At 44.8% G+C, this 21,896-nt stretch carries 19 protein-coding genes; 18 read left to right on the top strand and 1 reads right to left on the bottom strand.

Annotated elements, in window-relative coordinates:
* Positions 1-105 precede the first annotated feature (105 nt).
* The 18 genes from BCV39_RS17145 to rlmJ all read left to right on the top strand — a co-directional run bounded on the left by BCV39_RS17145 (position 106) and on the right by rlmJ (position 20,470).
* Positions 106-570 carry an ankyrin repeat domain-containing protein gene (locus BCV39_RS17145; protein WP_102432308.1) on the top strand — a complete coding sequence of 155 codons (465 nt, stop codon included), beginning with the start codon at positions 106-108 and terminating at the stop codon, positions 568-570.
* A gap of 38 nt (positions 571-608) precedes the next feature.
* A complete protein-coding gene (gene sodC, locus BCV39_RS17140; protein WP_102432307.1) occupies positions 609-1,121 on the top strand; it encodes a superoxide dismutase family protein in 513 nt (170 codons plus the stop codon).
* A 293-nt stretch (positions 1,122-1,414) separates the two neighbouring features.
* Positions 1,415-1,987, top strand: coding sequence for a TetR/AcrR family transcriptional regulator (locus BCV39_RS17135; protein ID WP_102432306.1), 573 nt, complete (start codon positions 1,415-1,417; stop codon positions 1,985-1,987).
* A gap of 442 nt (positions 1,988-2,429) precedes the next feature.
* On the top strand, positions 2,430-3,200 hold the full coding sequence (locus BCV39_RS17130; RefSeq protein WP_102285520.1) for an SDR family oxidoreductase: 771 nt from the start codon (positions 2,430-2,432) through the stop codon (positions 3,198-3,200).
* A gap of 96 nt (positions 3,201-3,296) precedes the next feature.
* Positions 3,297-3,842, top strand: a complete 546-nt coding sequence (locus tag BCV39_RS17125) for an OsmC family protein (RefSeq protein WP_017106464.1) — start codon at positions 3,297-3,299, stop codon at positions 3,840-3,842.
* Between the two features lie 278 nt (positions 3,843-4,120).
* Complete coding sequence (locus BCV39_RS17120; protein WP_102432145.1) at positions 4,121-5,590, top strand: S41 family peptidase; 1,470 nt, start codon at positions 4,121-4,123, stop codon at positions 5,588-5,590.
* A gap of 321 nt (positions 5,591-5,911) precedes the next feature.
* Positions 5,912-6,592 (top strand): hypothetical protein, encoded by a 681-nt coding sequence (locus BCV39_RS17115; protein WP_102432144.1) that lies wholly within the window; start codon positions 5,912-5,914, stop codon positions 6,590-6,592.
* Positions 6,593-6,637: 45 nt separating this feature from the next.
* Positions 6,638-7,336 carry an ABC transporter ATP-binding protein gene (locus BCV39_RS17110; protein ID WP_102432143.1) on the top strand — a complete coding sequence of 233 codons (699 nt, stop codon included), beginning with the start codon at positions 6,638-6,640 and terminating at the stop codon, positions 7,334-7,336.
* The gene (locus BCV39_RS17105; RefSeq protein WP_102432142.1) at positions 7,324-8,613 is read left to right on the top strand and encodes an ABC transporter permease; all 1,290 of its coding nucleotides are present in this window, start codon (positions 7,324-7,326) and stop codon (positions 8,611-8,613) included. Before BCV39_RS17110 ends, BCV39_RS17105 begins: the two co-directional genes overlap by 13 nt.
* Positions 8,606-9,406 carry an outer membrane lipoprotein-sorting protein gene (locus tag BCV39_RS17100; RefSeq protein ID WP_102432141.1) on the top strand — a complete coding sequence of 267 codons (801 nt, stop codon included), beginning with the start codon at positions 8,606-8,608 and terminating at the stop codon, positions 9,404-9,406. The genes BCV39_RS17105 and BCV39_RS17100 overlap by 8 nt, the downstream gene beginning before the upstream one ends.
* Before the next feature lie 9 nt (positions 9,407-9,415).
* Positions 9,416-10,708, top strand: a complete 1,293-nt coding sequence (locus tag BCV39_RS17095; RefSeq protein ID WP_102432140.1) for a hypothetical protein — start codon at positions 9,416-9,418, stop codon at positions 10,706-10,708.
* Entirely contained in the window at positions 10,708-11,742 is a 1,035-nt protein-coding gene (locus BCV39_RS17090) for a sensor histidine kinase (protein ID WP_102432139.1), read from the top strand. Before BCV39_RS17095 ends, BCV39_RS17090 begins: the two co-directional genes overlap by 1 nt.
* Positions 11,743-11,814: 72 nt before the next feature.
* On the top strand, positions 11,815-12,636 hold the full coding sequence (locus BCV39_RS17085) for a LytTR family DNA-binding domain-containing protein (protein WP_102432138.1): 822 nt from the start codon (positions 11,815-11,817) through the stop codon (positions 12,634-12,636).
* Between the two features lie 215 nt (positions 12,637-12,851).
* Positions 12,852-15,626, top strand: a complete 2,775-nt coding sequence (locus BCV39_RS17080) for a M16 family metallopeptidase (protein WP_102432137.1) — start codon at positions 12,852-12,854, stop codon at positions 15,624-15,626.
* A 293-nt stretch (positions 15,627-15,919) separates the two neighbouring features.
* Positions 15,920-16,384 (top strand): hypothetical protein, encoded by a 465-nt coding sequence (locus BCV39_RS17075; protein ID WP_048610107.1) that lies wholly within the window; start codon positions 15,920-15,922, stop codon positions 16,382-16,384.
* Positions 16,385-16,659: 275 nt separating this feature from the next.
* Entirely contained in the window at positions 16,660-18,459 is a 1,800-nt protein-coding gene (gene secD / locus BCV39_RS17070) for a protein translocase subunit SecD (protein WP_102432136.1), read from the top strand.
* A 2-nt stretch (positions 18,460-18,461) separates the two neighbouring features.
* Entirely contained in the window at positions 18,462-19,403 is a 942-nt protein-coding gene (gene secF, locus BCV39_RS17065; RefSeq protein WP_102432135.1) for a protein translocase subunit SecF, read from the top strand.
* Positions 19,404-19,603: 200 nt separating this feature from the next.
* Positions 19,604-20,470: a 23S rRNA (adenine(2030)-N(6))-methyltransferase RlmJ gene (rlmJ, locus tag BCV39_RS17060; protein WP_048660574.1), complete on the top strand. Its 867-nt coding sequence runs from the start codon at positions 19,604-19,606 to the stop codon at positions 20,468-20,470.
* Positions 20,471-20,756: 286 nt separating this feature from the next.
* Here rlmJ and BCV39_RS17055 read toward each other — a convergent pair whose 3' ends face one another.
* Positions 20,757-21,845, bottom strand: a complete 1,089-nt coding sequence (locus BCV39_RS17055) for an alkene reductase (RefSeq protein ID WP_102432134.1) — start codon at positions 21,843-21,845, stop codon at positions 20,757-20,759.
* Positions 21,846-21,896: the final 51 nt, after the last annotated feature.

Raw genomic sequence — 21,896 nt, 5'->3', positions numbered from 1 at the left:
GTAAGACGTAAAGTTTTGGCCTGCGGGAGATTTATCTGCTCTTTTCTGCCCGAAAATCAGGGCTCCTGTAGGCCATTCTCTAATCATGTTAGTTAGGGGGAATAAATGAAAATCGTATTTTTATTCAGCTCCGTTTTTTTCTCTTTGATCTTCTCGCTCAGCTTATTGGCTGCTGACGACAAACTGGAAGAGGAATACCAATCTCTGGTTGGGTTGTTCTTTGATGCAGCTCGTATTGGTAACAATGACGTGATCGATGCATTTGTTTCTCAAGGCTTCCCCGTTGATCAACGCAATAACCAAAGTTACACCGCACTCATGGTCGCTGCTTATCAAGGAAACAGAGAAACCGTGGGGCTTTTACTCGATTCTGGTGCCAATGCATGCCTGCAAGACAAGCGTGGAAACACCGCTTTGATGGGGGCATTGATTAAACGCGAAATTAGTATTGCGAAAGACTTGTACCAAGCGGAGTGTTCCCCAGAATTGCGTAATAAAGCAGGACTTAATTTGAAAGAATTTGCCGAAATCTATGGTCAATTCAATGTGCTGAAATCCCTTTCGCACTAAATGAAGTGTGCTAATAACAATAAAAAGGACGTAATAATATGAACAAAACAACATGGCTTGCTGCACTCGCCCTTATCTCTTCTCCTGTTTTTGCTGAAGTAGTGAATGTTGAAATGATCGATCTTGGCTCGGGTCAGTCAACCGGAACTGTAATGATAAGCTCAAGTGAATACGGAGCTGTTTTTACGCCGGCATTGAAAGACTTACCCGTTGGTACGCATGGCTTCCATGTACACGCCAATGGTTCGTGCGATAGCATCACAAAAGATGGCAAAATCATACTCGGTGGAGCCGCTGGCGGACATTATGACCCAGAGAAAACGGGCAAGCATGGTTTCCCTTGGACGGATGATAATCACCTTGGCGATTTACCACCGCTTTACGTCAATGCTCATGGTGTAGCTGACCAGCCAGTAATGGCGCCAAGAGTGACGTTAGATGACGTGAAAGGTAGAGCGTTGATGATCCACGCTGGCGGTGACAACCATTCAGACCATCCAGCTAAACTTGGCGGCGGTGGTGCACGCATTGTCTGTGGCGTGATTAAGTAATCTCTTCTTTAAGAGTTACAAAAAGCGCTCCAACTTATTTGGGTCGCTTTTTGTATTTAGGGATGACACTTATCTTTAACGCAGAACTCTCATTAATCACTTAGGCTTTTGTTGGCTAAAACAGAGCGTTAAGGCATTTACTTCCACTGACTGAAAAGGCCAGCAAGGCTGACTAGCGGCTATTTTTTGTCAGCACATTCGACCTTTACAATCCCTTGATACCCATACCTACTGATAGATAGGCGAGATCTGTGAACTATGCTATATTCCCCTAAAATATAGGTGGAATTAATATGAAAGAACTTAATCCAACGGCAGAAAAGATCGTCGATTTAGCTGAAAGTTATATGCAAAGCAGAGGCTTTAATGGTTTCAGTTTTCGCGATATTCAAAATGAGCTTGGGATAAAGACTGCGAGTATCCATTATCATTTCAAAACTAAACAAGACCTGGCTCAAGTGGTATTTGAACGTTACCTTGCGAATTACGAAGTTGCGTTAAAGCGTATCGAGAGTCAAGATATCTTTGCAGAAGGTAAAATTGAAGCATTAGCCGACATTTTTGTTGATGTACGCGAGAACAACAAACTGTGCCTATGTGGTATGTATGCTTCTGATTTCTATTTTTTAGCGGATGGTTTGGAAAGCCTATTGTCTAAATTTGTTCAAATCAATGAAGATTTTATCCGTAAAAGCATAGAGCAGGGGATTGCGAGCGGACACTTTCGTTCTGGATTAGAAGCTACTCAAGCTGCGAGGCTAATTTTTGTCGCTTTGGAGGGGGGGATTTTACTGTCTCAATTCAAGGACACAGATTATATCCGTTCGGTGAAAGCCAGCTGTTTAAACATTCTGAAGGCGTCATAGTTTATCGATTAGATTGCGGCAATATCAATGGGTTTTACAAGAGGCATTGTCGTTGCGCGATAGATAGGTAGGACGTAGCGCAACCCAAAAGAGATTGTTGTTTTGAAAGCGAGGCTGAGCCCTCGCTTTTTTTATGTCTGAAAACTCACCATTGGACAAAATTCGTAATGGATTTGACTCACTAAGTGGCGTTGTAGACACTTTCCATGAGACGAATACATATTTTTATAAAAATAGTTTAACTTATTATGTTACTGATAAATATGGTTTTTATAATAAACAACTTTATCTACCTACTGGTAGGTAGATAAAGTTGTTGACGTGAAACCGATCCGATCTTAAAGTACACCCACTGACGAGGAGATGGTCTCTACTACTCCTCCATTTTTTTGAATAAACTACCTATCTACTGATAGGTAGTTTTTAAATTAAGGATTTCATTATGTTTAACACATCTTCTATTGCACTAATTGTTGGCGGTTCTTCTGGTATGGGTAAAGCAACTGCAGAGCGACTGCTTAAGTCTGGTGTGCCTGTAATGATTCTTTCTCATGACAAACAGAATCTTGCTGAAGCAAAATTGGATCTGGAATCAACCACGAATGGTCATGTTGAAACTGCTCAGGTTGATTTATACGACCCTTCTGCTGTTCAAAGCTTTATTGAACAGTTAAATGCAGAAAAACGTCACATTGGCTACTTGGTGAATGCAGCTGGTTTCTTCAAACCTGTCGATTTCCTTGAGCATTCTGAGCAAGATTACGACCTTCAGTTAGATATGAACCGTGCTTTCTTCTTCATTACACAAGCCGTTGCGAAAAATATGAAACAACACGGCGGTGGCGCAATTGTAAATATCGGTTCTATGTGGGCACATCAAGCAATCAAAGCAACGCCTTCTTCAGCTTACTCTATGCAGAAAGCGGCACTGCATTCGCTGACAAAAAATTTGGCCATTGAACTAGGCGACCACGGTGTGCGTGTAAACGCTGTGGCTCCTGCAGTCGTGATGTCGACAATTTATAAGTCATTCATTGCTGAAGACGAGATTGAATCTGCACTACAAGGCTTTAACGATTTCCACCCAATTGGTCGCATTGGTTCTACAGACGATGTTGCTGATGCGATTGAATATCTACTATCGAATAAGTCATCTTGGGTAACGGGTACGATTCTAAATGTCGATGGCGGCGTTATGGCGGGTCGAAACTAAATTATTTGTAGCCTCTCACGTTATGTGGGAGGCACAACATGAACATGAACATTAATCATTAAAAATAAGAAATAAGAAATAATATAAGGATTCAACATGAGTAACGCACCATTAAATGGCCTTAACTTAGAAGACCTATCAGCGTACACAAAAGTAATTACTGATGATGCAACACAAGCGGTATCTGAATACGGCATTGTTGCTGAATGGAAAGGCGGTGTTCATAGCGAAATTCGTACGCTGAACCAAAAGGTCGGTGGAACAGAAATCGTTAAAGATTTTACTTTCGATGTGGGTGAACCAGAAGAGCTTCTTGGCAATAACGCATACCCTACGCCACAAGATTACCTGTTGGGCGGCATGGCTGGCTGTATGATGGTTGGATTTGTTGCAGGAGCTAGCGGCCGCGGTATTCGTTTAGAGTCCGTAAAGTTGACCATCAAAGGGGCTTTGGATCTTCGTGGGTTCTTGAATGTAGCTGAAGAAGCTCCGGTTGGTTTCGAAGAGATCCAATTTCAGTTTGAAGTTGAAGGTGATGGTACTCAAGCTGATTACGATGAAGTTATTGCCGGAGTTCAACAATTTTCTCCGAACTACCGAACAATCAGTGATGCCGTTAAAGTGTCAGCGATTGTTGCTTAATTAAACGATTTTATTTAATTAGCTAAAAATATAGAAACCCTTTTTTAATTTATGCATTGCCACTGCTTTGAGCCTATATTCACATATAGGCTCTTTTTTATTTTAAATTGTCTAAATTAGATATATTTAAATTAGGTTTGGTTAAATTTGATGATGTTAATTTATTTTATTCTAATGAATAATGTAATAAAAACAATTACATAAAACATACATATATCTACACTGTTTATCATTAACTTAATTTATCATTTTTAACTTCAGTATAGTGGAGTAATAAAATGAAAGCTCTTAAATATGCGATGACACTTGCTTTAATTCAAGGCTCCTTTGCATGTCATAGCGAACAAGTTAAAAAAGACCAGACCCATGATATTAATGGGGTTTGGTTTAGCCAACGAGACGGCGAAATTAAAGTTATCGAAAATGAGACTACAAGAACGATACAAGTGGTTAATAACACTTGTTATGAAGTGTCTAACTCTCTGAGTTATGGTACTGAGTTGAGTTATGAAGCGATAAAACAGCACGCCACTCGTCAAGGTAATCAATTGATCCTAAATATTCTTCGACCTAGACCTTTCACTTACACTTTAGTAAGTAATATCAATGATGTATGTCCTCAAGGCCTTAGCCCCTCCATGACTCGTGATGGTCATTTTGATTCTGATGCCCAATCGATGTTCGATATATATTGGCAAGATATGAAGAACCACTATGCCTTTTTTGATGAACGCAATATTGACTGGGACGAGGTTTATGATAAATATTATGATGATTTATATGGTGCTGACTATGAACAATTAATTCACGTGTTTGATGAAATACTTAGTCAATTGAAGGATGATCATAGTTCTATTTATATTCCTTCAAAAGAGCAGCAGATATGGTATAGCAATAAAACCATCTTGGAACAACAATTGGAGTTGGAAGCTGACCAGTTAGATATTCCTGAATCAGAGCAAGAAAGCTACATAGCCAGTCAGAAGAATAAAATAACACTCAATATCATGAAGTACTTGTTTGAAAATGAACAAGAAGGTTTTAAAAACCGTGCTTCTCGTGAAAGCAAGGAACATCGTCTTAACTGGGGCATCATTGATAATAAAGGCATACCGACTGGATACTTAAGAATTGGCGATTTCATGAGCTATATCGATGAAGGTTTAATCACAGGAACGCCTAAACGAAATACAGATAAAGCTCATCGTCAGTTTGAAGAATTAGTGACAAAAATTTTAACGCAGCTAAATGATACCCAGTCGTTGATTATCGATATTCGTGAAAATGAGGGTGGGCTTGATATGCAGGGCTTGTGGTTATTGCAGCACTTGATTGAAGAGCAGCAGTTAGCTTGGCATGTTAGTTCTTACTTCAAAGATGAATTCAGCCATGATGTTGATGTCATGATGACTCCAAGCAATGGTATTTCATATACAAAACCGATTGTACTTTTGACCTCTTTCGGTACGGTCAGTGCAGCAGAAACATTCGCATCGGCGATGAAAACGCTCCCTCACGTGACTATCGTAGGTGAATCAACATCAGGCGCCACCTCAGATGCGTTTGGAAGAATGCTGCCCAATGGCTGGGAGTATTCATTAAGTAATTTATATTATAAGAATCGCGACCTGGAAAACCATGAAGTCACAGGGGTGCAGCCAGATCACGTGGTTGGAAACTTTGTGTTAGAAGATCGTCATCAAGGCCGAGATGCTGCGCTCGAAAAAGCACTGTCTCTACTTTATTAAGGCTAACGAGTGCCTAATTAGACAGTCATTTGGATAGATAAAAATAGCCGCTCATTAGCGGCTATTTTTGTATGGCTTGTATAAACCCAGACAAGCCTATCGGTGGCTATGTATACTCGAGTCGTGAGTATCGTTAGCGATCTTAATCCAGATTTATTCCATTATAGAAACAAGTATTAGTTCCGTTTCTACACGTTATATTCCACTCACACCCTCTCTAAACCATTCACTCCTTACTATTACCATTCGTCGCATTGATAAAACGGCATGACAAATTCTCGTTAACCTTTCAACGTCAACATTTGAAAGGGATTAGAAATCATGACTACTTCACACTCATTTAATTCAGGCTCTACCACTTCTGTGCTTAAGCGTTCATTGCTGATTGCTCTTGTTTCACTTGCTCCCACTTTGGCGCAGGCTAATCCAAGTTCAGACGTGCTTGATATTTACAACCAAGCCGCGCAAGGCAATGAAGATCTGGTCGAGGTGGCATATGAACGCCTTAACGCCACGCTGCAACAAGACGGCGCCACGCCACTGACCTTGGTTTACCTCGGAAGCACAGAAACCCTGATGGGGCGTGATGCGTTCTTACCTTGGAACAAGATGAAGTATGTAGAAAAGGGTTTATCGACCATTGATAAATCTCTTGTTCTGCTTAAAGACGAAGACCAACCCATTCATGAGCAACCTCGTGTTCAAGGATTACCAGATTCTTACCTAACTCGCGCAATGGCTGCGGTGACTTACACCTCTCTGCCAGACATGTTTAACCATTTCGATCGTGGTTATGACTTGTTCCTCTCGTTACTCGCGGAAGATGATTTCCAACAACAGCATTTCGCTGCGACATCGTGGATTTACCGTTACGCCATTACCGCATCGATTCGTGCTGAAGACTTCGATCAAGCACAGGTGTGGCTTGAAAAAATGGAAAACACCGATGCCGGAAACATCGAGACAATGACGGCTAAAGCCTTAATAGCGAAAGCCAAATAACAGCTGCGAACGATTAAGAATGATGGGTAATCAGAGGACAACGAAATGATTGAATTTAAAGATGTCGGCAAAGCGTATGTTACGGGTGGTCAAAGCGTAAACGCACTTAAGGGAGTCGATGGCCAAATCAAACGCGGTGAAATGGTGGCCTTGTGTGGCCCTTCTGGGTCAGGGAAAAGCACACTGTTGAATATTCTTGGTTTGTTGGATATGGACTATCGAGGGCAGATCAATATTGATGGTCAACCGTATCCGACAGAGCAAATCGCTGCTGCGCGCTTTCGTCGTCAGTCGTTGGGTTTTGTGTTTCAACGCTTCAATCTGGTTCCTGTGATGACCGCGCTTGAGAACGTCGCTTACCCATTGATGTTGAACCAATGCACGAAACAAGAACAGCAAAGCAGAGCGCAAGACATGTTAGAGCGTGTTGGGCTAGGTGAATATGTACATCACCGTCCAGACAACCTGTCAGGCGGTCAGCAACAACGTGTTGCGATAGCCAGAGCGTTAATCCATAACCCAAGTCTAGTGATTGCTGATGAGCCGACCGCCAGCTTAGACAGCCACACAGCCAACCTTGTGATCGACATTATGAAAGAGCTCGGCCACGAAATGGGCACCACCTTTATTGTCGCAACGCACGACCCAAGAATGGCACAGCGCTGCGATCGAGTCATTGAACTTATCGACGGTCAACTGGCGCCACAAGTTGCAACCACGGAGGCTATCTCATGGGCAAGTTAACACAAGGGCTTAGCTCCTTTTTACTACCAACCTCGGTACGTTTGGCGTGGCTTAATCTATTAAGAAATGGTCGCCGCAGCCTGCTTTCGGTGTTGATCATCGCGATTGCGGTATTTGCATTGACCAGTGCGGGTGGCTATGGGCTTTACACCTACGAATCTTTGAGAGAATCGACCGCGCGCGATACTGGTCATCTCACCTTGAGCACGCCGGGTTATTTTGAACAAGATGAAGACATGCCGCTGAGCAATGGTCTGGATAACGTTCAAGCGCTAACCAAGAGCATTATTGGCGACAGCGACGTGCGTGGTGTGCAGCCACGAGTCTACTTCAGCGGTTTGGTTTCTAACGGAAGTAAGTCGACCATCTTTATGGGTACGGGCGTCAATGAGCGTGAGTTCGACATGAAAGGACCTTTCCTTGATGTGCGCAGCGGTCAAACTCTCTCGGATGTGAAATCGCTAAGATACGACAGCCAAGAGCCACAAGTGATGCTGGGAACTGACCTTGCTCGTAACCTCAAAGTTGCCGTTGGAGATTGGGTAACACTGCTCGCGACTACCAGTGATGGTGCTTTGAATGCCTTTGATTTTAAGGTGCAAGGTATCTACTCGACTGGTGTTCCTGAGTTGGATAAACGTCAGTTGTACGTGCATATCACTACTGCTCAAGAGCTTTTAGCGTCAGACAAAGTCAGCACTTTGTCGGTATTCCTTTTTGAAACCAGTAAGACCTCGACCGTACAACAACGCATCCAATTGGCTTTAGACAGGCAAGCTAGTCAACAAGGCTCAGCCATTGAGATTACCCCATGGCAAGATCGCGCGTTTTTCTACACCAAGGTTAAAGATCTTTACGACCGGATCTTCGGCATCATGGGTGCAGTGATGGCATTGGTGGTGTTCGTATCGTTGTTCAACACCATGACCATGTCGGTGACGGAACGCACTCGTGAAATCGGCACGTTATCGGCACTCGGCAGTTACCCTTCTGAAATCGTGGCAGGCTTCTTAAAAGAGGCGGGATTGCTGGCTGTGATTGGCAGTGCGATAGGTGCGCTAGTGAGTGGCTTAATGTCGGTGTTATTGCTAGTGGTTGATATCCAAATGCCACCACCTCCGGGTCGAACCGAGGGTTACCCACTCAACATTTACTTCTCATTGGAATTGGTTGGTTATGCCACTTTAGGTGTGCTGACGATATGTTTGCTAGCTGCTTATTTCTCTGCTCGCAAAGGCGTGAATAAGCCAATCACGGAGGCACTGGTTTATGTCTAGATTAACTCGTTCATTCAATACCTTGGGTTTGGCTTTCGCGTTGGGCTCTGTTTTGGCTTCGCTTCTAGCATCGGCGCCAAGCTGGGCGGTTGATTCACAACAAGTCACTGAGATGATTGCTAAGGCAGACAGCTATCGTTTGAACAGCACACAAGCGTCTAAGGTAGTGTCTTTGGTGGCGTTATATCAAGACGAGCAACTGGACAAAACCCGTGAATACAACGTCTATACAAGACCAAATCGAGAGTCGTTGGTCGTGTTCAAGTCGGCGGTCGAGGCTGGGCAGAAGATGCTGATGATTGAAGATAACTATTGGTTGTTGATGCCGAAATCTCGTCGCCCAATTCGTATCACACCGATGCAAAAACTGCTTGGTGAAGCTTCGGTCGGAGATATATCGACGCTCACTTGGAGCGAAGATTACCAAGGTGAGTGGGTTGCTGAGCAACAGGTTGAAATGCCGACTGGCGAGACACTCGATACCCATCACTTAAAGCTCGCGGCGAAAACCAAGGGTGCGAGTTATCAGTCGATTGATCTGTGGTTAACAGCAGACCGAGCGTTTCCAGTTAAAGCGGATCTGTATCTGCGTTCAGGAAAACTGGCGAAACAAGCGTGGTTTACTGAAGGCGTGCGAGATGGATTACCAACAGTAGTGTCGATGACCTTGCTCGATAAGATTCAGCCGAGTAAGAAAACTGTGATTGAGTACCGCGAAGTGATTGAACAAAGCTTGGAAGACAAATACTACAACCCTGCTTATTTATCGCGTAACAGCGTGTCTGGGCTGTAGGTGGTTGTCATGAACGCTTTGAATCGTAAGTCTCACATTAAGTATTCACCTGCTACGTTGCTTGCTTTGTCTTGCGTGAGTCACACGATTCAAGCGGACGATCTGAGTTTAGCGTGGGACTGGCAACTCAGTGCAGAAGCCGTTGAATCGAGAGAGTCGCCATTCAGCCCTTTAGCGTCTGATAATCGTCAGTCTTTAAATGGCTTGCTGGATCTAGAGGTTGGATATAACAATTGGCTTGGCCTGTTTGCAGTAAAAGCCAACGATATTTTGAGCAACAATCCTCAAGGGCAAGAGGCGAGCTTTGAATCGGAATTCATCGTGCGCGAGTTGTTTTGGCAAGGTGGTGTTGAGGTGTCTAATTCAGCGTTCGGTGACCACTACCTCGATGTGACGCTCGGCAAGGTTCGCCTAGATTGGGGCGTGGGCTATGGCTACCGACCGCTAGACATCATCAAACCTTATCGCCAAAACCCAGTAGGCATTGTCGCAGAGGAGGGCGCGGGTGTGGCATCGGCGTCACTGTTCGATATGACGGGCGAGTGGACACTGCTTTACAGCGATTCATCATGGACTTCTCAAGACGTGAATGAGTTCGAAAAGCAGAACCAACAACAAGGCGTTGGCTTACGTCGTTACAATCTGATTGGCGACCACGAATATCAATGGGTCGCTTATTATGATGACGTGCGCCACGGCTTGCTTGGAGCGAGCTTGGTTTCGGTATTAAACCTCGCTTGGGAGTTTCATGGTTCGATGATTTATCAGCGACAAAGCCTTGGCTACAGCCAGCCTGATTCCATGCTTAAACCTGTGTATCTCGAAGAGCAGGGCGAGGCCTATCAAGCGTTAGCCGGATTAACATGGGCCAATGATACTGGCCACAATGTGGTCTTGGAATACTGGTTTGATAGCCGCGCTTGGAGCAATTCTGAATGGCAAAGTGCCATAGAAAGTGCCGAGTCTTTGTCGGTTAATCCTATGACTGCATCACTGGCTGGTTCTTACGCTCAAGGTTATCAACACGCCAATTTGGTTCAACACAACATCATGTTTCACTGGTCTTTGGATTCGACATATGGCTGGCTTGAAGATATCACGCCGACATTTGATGTCATGCTGTCTCCACAAGATGGTGGCTTTATTGCTACGCAGTGGCTCAATTACCAGGCTTTAGATAATGGCGATTCATCGTTGGATTTGGAACTTGCTGCACGCTTTCTAGGCGGTAAAAGTGATTCTGCTTACGCCAACTTACCCGATAGTCATATGATTCTTTTAAATATCAAAGGACGATTTTAATGGACACTTCTTCAAACAATCGGTTTTCATGGATCAAAAGCTTCGCGTTCACCACGCTATTTTGTGTTCTTATTGCGATTACAACCCATACGATTTGGGGCGGCGGATTAACGGTTAACCTGGCAATCAGTTTTGGCTTTGGTTACAGCGCCGTAGGTTCTTCTTTCATCTTGGTGAAGTTGTTTAAGAGAACATCCAGAAGGCTTGAAGTGGCGATCTCAATGGTGGTCGCGATGACCTTTGGTACCTTGAACGCGCACTATTGGTTGAGCGGGTATTTCGGATCCAATATCTCGGACCTTAAATCAGTGGTGCTGTTGGGCGTTATCTTTTGCTCGGTTTGCTATTACTACTTCTACTCAAGAGAGAAGCAGCTGCGTGCCGACAATGAATTAGAAGTGGCCAAGCGTCGTCAGGCCGATCAAGAAAAGGTGGTGGTGCTCAGTCAGCTTAAGCAACTGCAAAGCCAAATTGAACCGCACTTCCTATTCAACACTCTTGCGACCATCAATGTGTTGATTGAGAGTGATAGCGCGAAAGCCAAGTTGATGCTCGAAAAACTGACTGACTTGTTGCGTGTGACTTTGAAAAACAGCCGCACCGAGCAATCGACCATCGCACAAGAGGTCGACTTGTTAGACGCTTATCTTAATATTCAGAAGATACGTTTGGGTGAGCGCTTAGCGTTTTCGATTGAAACACACGAGATTAGCGATTTGCAGGTGATTCCACCGTTCCTGATTCAACCCTTGGTCGAGAATGCACTCACGCACGGCATCGAGCCCAAAGCGGCGGGTGGCCAAGTGAGTATCCACATAGCTCAACAAGCACAGCAGCTAAAAATAGAAGTGGCTGATAATGGCGCTGGGCTGAAAACGCCTTCTGCGAATACGGGTCACGGTGTTGGATTAAGCAATATTCGTCAAAGAATCGAAACTCTTTTTGGTGATAAGGCGAGCCTAACGATTACTGAACACGCTGAAGGTGGGGTCGTGTCAACGATCTTGTTACCGCTGACTGACGCAGCTGCCTAGAATTTCAGACCAGAAAGCACAGAACAGTGACGAAATATAGACGATTTACAGTGTGAATTTAAAGGAATAATCATGAATAACCCAGCATCAAAGCCAAGTGTCACGGCGATAATCGCAGACGATGAAGCTCTGTTAAGGCACCATCTCGACAAGAGTTTGGCTGAGGTTTGGCCGGAGCTAGAGATCGTCGCTAAGGCACAAAATGGGCTAGAGGCGATGCTGAGTATTCAGCAGCTCGAGCCTGATGTGGTCTTTCTTGATATTCGAATGCCAGAGCTGGATGGTATCTCGCTCGCGAAACAATTGAACAAGCTAGATTCGCCGCCATTGGTGGTTTTCATTACCGCTTACGACGAATACGCAGTCAGAGCTTTTGAGCACAATGCGATGGATTACCTGCTTAAACCCATGAATGAAGAACGCTTACTGGCCACATGTCAAAAGGTTCAAGCGCGTCTGTCGATCAACCAAACGCAATCAGGTATTACGCCAGAACAACCGGATATCACGGCGTTAATGGCTCAGCTTCAACAATTATCCCAACCAACTCAGCAGCAAACGTATCTAACGTGGCTCAAAGCCAGTGTCGGAGAAGACATTCACCTAATCGCCGTCGATGATGTGGCTTACTTCAAAGCAGAAGACAAGTACGTCTCGATATTCAAAAAAGGCCAAGGCGGCTCTCTAGAGGAGTTTATTCTTCGCGTATCACTAAAAGAGCTGATCGCCCAACTCAATCCTGATGAGTTTTGGCAGATCCATCGCTCGGTGGTGGTTAAAGTGTCGGCCATTGATAAGGTGAAGAAAGGGCTCTCAGGTCAGATGTCGGCTTATGTGTCAGGAGAGAAGTTACCGATCAGCCGCGCCTCGCAAGCGCTATTTAAAGGTATGTAGCGAACAAGCTTAAAGGTATGTAGAGAACGAGTTTAAAGGGATGCATTAGGCGCTTATTAAAACGTCACTTTTAATGAACACAGCCGATCTTACAAAGCGTATGATGATTTATAAAATGAAGATCTAGATCACAAAGGTATTCATCGGGTTAAATATTAAATAATAATCATTAACTCAATCTGTATATTGTCGATGAATGACATTAAGAGGTTGTTATGAAAACATATTATTTAGCGGCGGCAGTATGCCTCACCTTAGTTGGCTGTAGTTCAACATCAAATATCACCGAAACCTTAATCCTGCCGGATCCGGCATGGACATCAGGCCAGCTGGAAAATGGCCTTACCTACCATGTTTATCCAGATCATGAAGAATCCGTATCTGTTCGTTTAGTCGTGCACGCGGGCTCAATTCAAGAGACTTCTCAACAAGAAGGCTATGCGCACTTCTTGGAACACATGGCATTCAATGGCAGTAAAAATTTCTCTGAAAATGATGTGATTCGCTTATTTGAAGATGCAGGCGCTAGCTTTGGCGCTGATATTAATGCTTACACCTCTTATGAAGAGACGGTATACCAGTTAGATTTGCCAGATAACGTCCAATTGCAGTCTGCCCTGACGTGGATGCGTGACATTGGTGACGGTTTGGATCTATCAAGTTCAGAAGTTGAAAAAGAGAAAGGCGTGGTTCTTGGCGAGTTTCGTATGGCTCGCCTCGATGATAAGTCGTTCCCCGAGAAATATGTTGATTACCTATTCGAAGGCAGCCCTTATGAATCGCAAGATGCGCTAGGAACTAAAGCTTCGGTTATGGCTGCCACGTCGGAAGGGCTTACCGACTTTTACCAAACTTGGTATCAACCTCAAATCGTTGAGCTAGTGGTTTCTGGTGATGTGGACCTTAAAACAGTGATCCCAATGATTGAAGAGAAATTTTCGAGCTGGGAGCGCGGTAAAACGTCAAAGCCACAAAAGCAGAATACGACTTCGTTCAATGAAGGTGACTACATTGAATATGCTGGCAGAGAAGCTCCGAGTATTTCTTTGACGTTTAACCGAGGTTTAAACACTGTTGAAACCCACGCTCAACAACATCAGCGTTGGTTGGATGAAACCACTCAGATTCTTATTCAGCAGCGTTTAGAGGCAGACTTTAATGATGCAGCGCTACCGACGCAATGGATAACGTCAGATAACATCAGGTTGGATGCTCTGCTTTATTCATCGACAAGTGTTGGCTTCCCAGCAGGCAGCCGTGATGCGGTTCAGAAAGCGTTGGTTTCTACTTTAACGTCGTTACGTGATTACGGTGTTTCTGAAGGAGAAATTGCGAGTGAGCTCCATTATTATCAAGACTCACTGGATGATATTGAGCACGACTGGGATAAAAGGGACAGTGTGGATCACGTGAACGATAAAGTGAACGCATCACTGTCTGGCGATATTGTCCAATCTCAAAAAGACTATCAGGCCAGCATGGAAGCCTTTCTTGCTAATTTAAGCCTTGAAGCGATTAATAAAAATATCAAAGAAGTCCTTTCGAGTGATTACTTTTTGATTGTCGGCATGGATGACAATGAGGATCGCACAGCGGTTCTGGCTTCTCTAGATGGATTAAAAGCTTCTTATAGTCAGCAGGGTACACAGACATTCGTAACGGCAACAGCCAGTGCATTTGCTTCGCCTGCCGTACCCGGCGAGGTTGTATTGGTAGAGCAAATGTACGCCGATCCAAATATTCAAAAGTGGACTTTAAGCAATGGTATCGACATGTGGTACCTACGTGATTCATACGCGAAAGACGATGTTGGGATAATGTACGTGAGTCTTGGCGGTAAAGCGGCGTTGGATCCGGATTTATACGCAGCTGCAAATGTGACATTACCTGTTATTGCTCGAAGTGGTGCTGGTGACTTTACGGGATCTGAGCTGAAAGCCTACTTTGATCGTGAAGGGATTTTAGTCGATTCTTTTATTTCTTCGACGCGACATGGCATTGAGTTTAATATCGAAAAAGATGGGATGAGTGACGCGTTTGCTGCGCTATATACCTTCATGGTGTCTCCTAAAGTGAATTCTGATCAGCTTGAAGCTGTGAAGCAAGAGCTAGTGCAAGATAAAGAGTCCTTCCTAAGTACGCCTATTGGTCAATTTGAACAAGCGATCAATCAAAATATTTATCGCTCGGGAAGCCGCCATCTATTCGTAAATAAAGAGCGTGTTAAAGCGGTTTCTGTTGAAGATGTCCGTGCTGTTCATCAACAATTATTTGGTCAACTAAGACACAACCAGTTGGTGGTCGTTGGTGATATCGACCCAAGTGAGTTGAAACCTCTAGTTCGTAAGTACTTAGCTTCAATTCCATTGCAAGCGGGGACGGTGCCAGACTTCAAAGTGGAGTACAAGCAACCAGCGAAACCACGTATTGATGTCGCGATCAACAACGTAAATAGTGCGGAATATATCTTACGAGTGATTCCAGAGCCGACGACGATAGAAAGTGGAGGCTGGACTGCAAAAGATGTCTTCATGGAAGACTTATTGCAACGTTTAGTCGCATCTCGTTTAGACTCTTATGTTCGTGAAGAGTTGAGTTTAGATTATTCACCTTATGCTTATGCGGCTTCGAATGATGGTGAACCGACTCATGAGTGGGTAATCGGCGCAATGATCGCGCCGGAGAACGTAGATACTGTTGAAATGGCGATTGATAGAGTGATCTCAGACCTCCTACAAGGTATTTCTGAAGACGAACTGCATTCGATAGTGAAACAGTTTGAAGCTGACTTCGTGCCACTAGAGGCAAGCTCTATCGATCAGGCGTGGTTTGTGTCTCGTTATTTATTGTATGGGTATGGATTGGAAGCCTTGGCTGATGTTGACCGAGTCGTTAAATCAATATCGGTTGAAGACATGAATGCTCTGCTCCATCACCTATTTGGCGAGAATAGCCGTAAGGTTAAGAACATCATGCGTCCTAAAGCCTAAAGCCTAAAGCCTAAAGCTTGAAACCAGCAGAAAGAGACAACTTAAAGCCAAGCGAGTATCGCTTGGCTTTCTTGTTTTTCCACCATTCATAACGTCTATGCATCACCTGTTGTTAAGCCGTTTTAGATCTATGTAAATCTAAATTTCGAGAACGCTTAATCGGCTGCATCGAATCATTTTCTAAAAAAATGATTTTAAATCAAGACAGCGTTTCATTTGTATTGTAGATTGACGATCTACGATAATGTTGTTTGGATATTAGATTGCTTAAACTGGGTACCCGATTAGTCTTAATGTTGTTTTTACTGAGCTTTGGCTTAGTGAATTCTAACGGCTATTCGTTTCCTTCTAAGCCATTTCAAATATACTCGGCTCAAGAGCAATCTTCACAAAACGATCTTTGTAAACAAGCCGCTACGGATAATCCGTCAAGCTACTTAGAGTGCGATAAGGCTCAGTTTGGCACTGTGCCTTCTGGTGACAGTTCTAACTATCACGACACTGAATCAAGCCTTCAAGCAGCAAACTTCAGACGTATGCTCAGTAACGAGCAAGAAAGCGTGGCCGATCTTGAACCTGCTTATCATCTACTGATCGACTTCTCTCCCCCTTCATTACTGGCTTCTCTGCTTTTCAACACACCGTTGTTGGATTCCAAGCAGCACTGGACCAGCATTGTGAGTTCTCCGTCCTCCCGGCTTGCTGGGTGGAAAGAGGGCAACATTCAATACTCGCATTTCCGAGAACTTCTTAGCTAATCGTTTGACCCTAAATTGGTTGTATCGATGGTCACTTGTGCCCGTTGAGCTCGCCAGTTAACCAAAACAAACATAGCGACATCAGTTTTAGCATCACTATCTTTCAATCAGCTTGTTCTGGTTGTGATTAGCCATCGCTCGTGTTCGCAAAATATTAGCCATACCAATCGTAGTAAATAACTGGTCATCCTAGCTGGTTAAAATGCACGATCACTGCTTTTTTCTGGTGCTATTTTTGAGCACGTATTTACGGTGATTGGTAGAAATAAGAGATCTTGACTGTGAAAAAACGCATTCCAAGAAAACAAATTAACCACTACTCAAAGTGGAAATACGTGGTACTTATCGCCACTATCATCATCATGGTTCTGAGTGCTTTACCTTCTTGGTATGGCGAGAATGCATCGGTACAAATTAACAATCGTTCTGAACAGAGTATCGACGCGAGTCAAATTACCCAATACCTTGCAAGCGAAGGCATCCAAGCCAAATCTGCATTTCAAAAAGACAACCGTTTGGTCGTGATCTTGGAAGATGCAGAACAACAGGCGAAAGCCAAAGAGGTGCTGAATGAGCGCCTATTGGATAACGCGACTGTTGCGCTAGCGATGGAGCCAGCAGCACCAAAATGGTTGACTGACATGGGCTTCGCGCCGATTCAGCTAGGCCTTGATTTACGTGGTGGTGTGCAGTTCCTGCTAGAAGTGGACATGGAACCGGTTTACCACGCACAAGCGCAATCTGTGGTCGATGAGATCACCAGCCAAGTACGTTATGCACGCGGTAAAGTGGTGAACAACCAAGTTGAATTTAACTTCCGTACTGATGCAGATTTCGAGAAAGCACAAAAACTGATTCGTGAAGAGTTCCCACAATGGCAGCGTGACCGTTCAGATAAATCGCTAACGTTAACTCAGTCTGAAGAAGAGCAAAGAACGCTACGTAACCTAACGGTTCAGCAAAACCTGCAAATCATGCGCAGCCGTATTGAAGAGCTCGGCATCACTGAGGCATCGATTCAACGCCAAGGTGAAAGCCGTATCCGTATCGAACTTCCGGGTGTCCAAGACCCTGCAGCCGCGAAAGACGTGATTGGTGCTACGGCTTCGCTTGCGTTCTACTCTGTGTACGACAACGCAACGCGCAATACTCAAACTCTGAAAGATTCAGATGGTAATCGTGTAGTGGTTGCTCGCAAAGCGGTATTAAGCGGCGAACATATTATCGATGCGCGCAGTGGCATTGGTGAGATGGGCAGTGCAGAAGTAAACATCACGTTGGATTCTTCTGGTGGTAAGAAAATGTCTGAGTTTTCTCGCCATAACATCGGTAAGCCAATGGCGACCGTTTACAGCGAATACAGCCGTGACAGAGCGGGTAACAGCGAAAAAACCAGTGAAGTGATCAGTGTGGCGAACATCCAATCTCAACTGGGTAGCCGCTTCAGAATCACAGGTGCAGGCAGCATGGCAGAAGCACAAGAGCTTGCTCTACTGCTACGCGCAGGTTCATTAACAGCGCCTGTTACCATCATTGAAGAGCGTACTATTGGCCCGTCTCTGGGTGCAGAAAACGTAACTAACGGCTTTGCTGCTTTGGCGCTTGGCCTTGGTCTTACTCTAACGTTTATGGCGCTATGGTATCGTCGCCTTGGTTGGGTTGCGAACGCTGCATTGGTCGTCAACATGACCACACTATTCGGTTTGATTGCGATGCTCCCGGGTGCGGTATTAACTCTGCCGGGTATTGCGGGCTTGGTACTGACCGTCGGTATGGCGGTAGACACTAACGTGCTTATCTTCGAGCGTATTCGAGACAAAATGAAAGAAGGGCGCAGCTTTGCGAGTGCCATCGACCGTGGCTTTGATAGCGCGTTCTCTTCAATTTTCGATGCCAACGTCACTACCATGATTGTTGCCGTGGCTCTGTACACCATTGGTAATGGACCGATTCAAGGGTTCGCATTGACCCTAGGTTTGGGTCTTCTAACCAGTATGTTTACAGGTATTTTTGCGTCACGCGCGATCATCAATTTGGCTTGGGGGCGTGACCAACGCCACGATGTAAGGATTTAAGCATGAGAACTTCAACAAAAGTGACTAATTCAGAACGCTATATTTCAGACAGCAATATGACTCGCCTTCGTAAGGTGATGTCTGTGATTTCTATCGTGCTGTTCATGAGCTCTGTGATGCTGGTGGCAGTAAAAGGTTTTAACTGGGGCTTAGACTTTACTGGCGGTGTGGTTGCCGAAGTTCAGCTTTCTGACCAAGTAACCAAAGATGGTTTAAAAACAAAACTTGATGCGGCTTTCCAACAAGACGTGCAAGTTGTTGGCATGGCAGAACAAGATCGCTGGACCCTGCGTTACAGCCAATTGACGGATGCACCACAGCCTAACTTAGTGGATGCTTTGTCATCGGTGAGCGACCAAGTACAAGTGCTTAACAGCAGCGTGGTTGGGCCTCAAGTCGGTCAAGACATGGTTGACCAAGGCGGCTTGGCGGTATTGGTGTGCTTCCTAATGATCATGCTGTACCTAAGTGTACGTTTTGAATGGCGCTTGGCACTGGGTGCGCTTGCCGCGATCATCTATGACGTGACGCTTATCTTGGGCCTGTTCGCTTTTACTCAGTTTGAGTTCAACCTGACTGTATTGGCTGCCGTGTTGGCGATTTTGGGTTACTCATTGAATGACTCGATCATCATTGCCGACCGTGTTCGTGAAATGCTGCGTGGTAATCCAAACGGTGACACTGATAACCTACTTAACGAATCGGTTAAAGCGACCTTCTCACGCACCATGGTGACTTCAGGTACAACGCTAATCACCGTATCAGCGCTTTGGCTACTTGGTGGTGCGGCGCTGCAAGGTTTTGCGATTGCCTTAGTCGTAGGTATTGTCAGCGGTACGTGGTCTTCAGTGTCTGTCGGTATCACACTGCCTAAGCTACTTGGCCTACAGCCTTGTCACTACAAAGTGAAAGCGCCAGTAGAAGTTGAGGGCGAGTACCCTTAGGTTATCTATTGGTTAACAGTACGACTTAGTCAGTAACGTCAATAAGCCCTTCGTTTATAACAAAACGAGGGGCTTTATTTTTTATAAGAGTCAAACAGTTACAGAAAAGAGAGCCTATTTCAAAAAACGATGGATTGAGCAGGCAAGCCCTCATGATATGAAGTATGTTTAGATGACGTTCGTAGAAATGAGGCAAGGGAATGGAATATCGACATCAATGTCATGTAGGCGACCATGGTGATGCACTGAAGCATCCAGTCTTGAGTGCACTGGTTCAGTCATTAATGCAGCAGCATTCACGCCTCAATGTTATCGACACCCACTCTGGTACAGGGTGTTATGACCTCACCACCGCACCCAGTAATCATGCCGGTGAGTTTGCTGAAGGGGTCGGGTACTTGTGGCGAAACAAGGCTTATCTTCCTCCGGCATTTGCTTCATTTATGTCGGTTCTGGAATACTACAATCCGAATCAACATATCTCTCTTTATCCGGGTTCTGCGGCCATCACCTATCAACAAGGCCGCAGCCAAGATAGCTTCTATTTTTCAGACATTCAGCAAGACGAAGCTGACCTATTACAAACTAACATTGAGAAGTTGCAACGCGATCTCGATGTCTCAAGTAAGCTCACCATTACCGCTGGCGATGGGCTCAAAGCGCTGCCTGATGATGTAGCTAAACACGATAATCATCACTTAATTGTTATCGACCCGCCCTATGAAACCGATTCTGAATACCTTGAAGTAATTGATGCCTTAGTTAAGGCGTATCAGCAGTCTGATAAGGTATCGGCCCTGATTTGGTATCCGCTTTACACGGATGATAAGAGTTCACTGATTCTGAACCACTGCGTGACAGCGGTGAAAGATGGCTTGCTACCAAGTCCGATTAAGTCGGAGCTTCGTCTTCGAGATCCCAAGGGTGATGATCGCCTGATCGGCAGTGGTTTGCTGTTGTTCAACCCACCACAAGGCATTGCGGGAACGGTCGCAGATACGCTCGATTATTTACACAGCCAACTCGCGACTAATGGTGAAGGCTATTGGCAAATGAGAAGCTTATAGATCTGATTTTTATGGGTTTTATGATGATTTTCTAGACGTCACTCACTAAGTCACTGTTATCTATGTGGTTTAAATTGACCAAACGCTAACTTTTATCGATTGATTAATTGCAGTGAATCATTTAAAAATAGAATATCAATGCGCACAAGTGCATAATGGCTCATAAGTTAAATAATTAAACTAGATTGTGGTTTACCCCCTAAACTGCATTAGGCTCGCACTAGTCATGCGAGCCTTTCTTTTGCCTGTTGGAAAACTCAAGGCATCACTATCACTTCAAGATTCACTATAAAGCTGGATAATCGATATAGCCTTTTTCGTTGCCGCCGAACAGAGTGGCGCCATCGAGTTGTGATAGTTCGCTGCCGTTTTGTAGGCGTGAAACTAGGTCTGGGTTTGCTACGAATGGGCGACCAAATGCGACGAGGTCGGCGTAGCCTTTGCTTAATACTTCCTCAGCGCGTTGTGGTGTGTAGCTGCCAGCGACGATGATGGTGTTAGAAAATAACTCTCTTAGCTCTATTCGGAAGCTTTCCGGTATCACAGGCGCGTCATCCCAATCGGCTTCTGATAGGTGTAGATAAGCGATATTACGAGCTTGCAGTTCCTTTGACGCTTCTAGAATCGTTGGCACGATGTCTGGGCAGTTCATGTCTTTGAAGGTGATGAACGGAGCCAAACGTACGCCCACTTTGTCCGCGCCAATCGCTTCAATGACTGCATCCACGACTTCAATCAAAAAGCGAAGTCGGTTCTCGCGGCTGCCGCTATAGTTGTCGGTGCGCTTGTTTGAGTTGGTTCTTAGGAACTGGTCAATCAGGTAACCATTGCCACCGTGGATTTCCACTCCGTTGAACCCTGCCTCGACCGCTTTTTTTGCTGATTCCGCAAAATCTTGAACCACACGATCAATATCGGCTTGGGTCATCTCTCTTGGTTGGATGCAATCCACCATGTTGCCGTTACCATTCTCATCAGAGATCCAAACCTGCGTTTCTATAGGTGCCAGTGCTGAAGGTGCAATCGGCAACTCGCCTTTTTGAAAGGTAGGGTGTGATACTCGGCCTACGTGCCATAGTTGGCAGAATATCGCGGCACCTTGCTCTTTTGCTGCTGTTGTTACTGATTTCCAACCTTCGATTTGCGCATCGGTATAGACGCCGGGTGTGAATGAGTAACCTTGAGAGTCATCTGAAATTTGTGTGGCTTCAGTGATGATAAGCCCTGCACTTGCTCGTTGTTGGTAATAAGTCGCCATCATGTCGTTTGGCACGTTTCCAGGTTGGCTAGTGCGAGCGCGTGTCATGGGTGCCATAACCACACGGTTTTGCAGCTCTAGGCCTTTCAGTTCTGATGTTTCGAATAACTTGTTCATGGTATTTACCTTGTGTCGGTCATGTGTTGATTGATTTAGCGTGCGGTGGTC

Source organism: Vibrio sp. 10N.286.55.E10, from assembly GCF_002872555.1.
Lineage (GTDB): Bacteria > Pseudomonadota > Gammaproteobacteria > Enterobacterales > Vibrionaceae > Vibrio > Vibrio crassostreae.
The sequence above is the reverse complement of the archived record's forward strand: the minus strand, read 5'-3'. Positions and strand labels throughout refer to the sequence as shown.

What these genes read in the sequence shown, in the direction of transcription:
- BCV39_RS17130 (WP_102285520.1), top strand. Translation starts at nt 2,430, where the DNA reads ATGTTTAACACATCTTCTATTGCACTAATTGTTGGCGGTTCTTCTGGT.
- BCV39_RS17085 (WP_102432138.1), top strand. Translation starts at nt 11,815, where the DNA reads ATGAATAACCCAGCATCAAAGCCAAGTGTCACGGCGATAATCGCAGAC.
- BCV39_RS17125 (WP_017106464.1), top strand. Translation starts at nt 3,297, where the DNA reads ATGAGTAACGCACCATTAAATGGCCTTAACTTAGAAGACCTATCAGCG.
- BCV39_RS17105 (WP_102432142.1), top strand. Translation starts at nt 7,324, where the DNA reads ATGGGCAAGTTAACACAAGGGCTTAGCTCCTTTTTACTACCAACCTCG.
- BCV39_RS17090 (WP_102432139.1), top strand. Translation starts at nt 10,708, where the DNA reads ATGGACACTTCTTCAAACAATCGGTTTTCATGGATCAAAAGCTTCGCG.
- BCV39_RS17145 (WP_102432308.1), top strand. Translation starts at nt 106, where the DNA reads ATGAAAATCGTATTTTTATTCAGCTCCGTTTTTTTCTCTTTGATCTTC.
- BCV39_RS17115 (WP_102432144.1), top strand. Translation starts at nt 5,912, where the DNA reads ATGACTACTTCACACTCATTTAATTCAGGCTCTACCACTTCTGTGCTT.
- secF (WP_102432135.1), top strand. Translation starts at nt 18,462, where the DNA reads ATGAGAACTTCAACAAAAGTGACTAATTCAGAACGCTATATTTCAGAC.
- BCV39_RS17100 (WP_102432141.1), top strand. Translation starts at nt 8,606, where the DNA reads ATGTCTAGATTAACTCGTTCATTCAATACCTTGGGTTTGGCTTTCGCG.
- BCV39_RS17135 (WP_102432306.1), top strand. Translation starts at nt 1,415, where the DNA reads ATGAAAGAACTTAATCCAACGGCAGAAAAGATCGTCGATTTAGCTGAA.
- BCV39_RS17080 (WP_102432137.1), top strand. Translation starts at nt 12,852, where the DNA reads ATGAAAACATATTATTTAGCGGCGGCAGTATGCCTCACCTTAGTTGGC.
- BCV39_RS17055 (WP_102432134.1), bottom strand. Translation starts at nt 21,845, where the DNA reads ATGAACAAGTTATTCGAAACATCAGAACTGAAAGGCCTAGAGCTGCAA.
- BCV39_RS17095 (WP_102432140.1), top strand. Translation starts at nt 9,416, where the DNA reads ATGAACGCTTTGAATCGTAAGTCTCACATTAAGTATTCACCTGCTACG.
- BCV39_RS17120 (WP_102432145.1), top strand. Translation starts at nt 4,121, where the DNA reads ATGAAAGCTCTTAAATATGCGATGACACTTGCTTTAATTCAAGGCTCC.
- BCV39_RS17075 (WP_048610107.1), top strand. Translation starts at nt 15,920, where the DNA reads ATGTTGTTTTTACTGAGCTTTGGCTTAGTGAATTCTAACGGCTATTCG.
- sodC (WP_102432307.1), top strand. Translation starts at nt 609, where the DNA reads ATGAACAAAACAACATGGCTTGCTGCACTCGCCCTTATCTCTTCTCCT.
- rlmJ (WP_048660574.1), top strand. Translation starts at nt 19,604, where the DNA reads ATGGAATATCGACATCAATGTCATGTAGGCGACCATGGTGATGCACTG.
- BCV39_RS17110 (WP_102432143.1), top strand. Translation starts at nt 6,638, where the DNA reads ATGATTGAATTTAAAGATGTCGGCAAAGCGTATGTTACGGGTGGTCAA.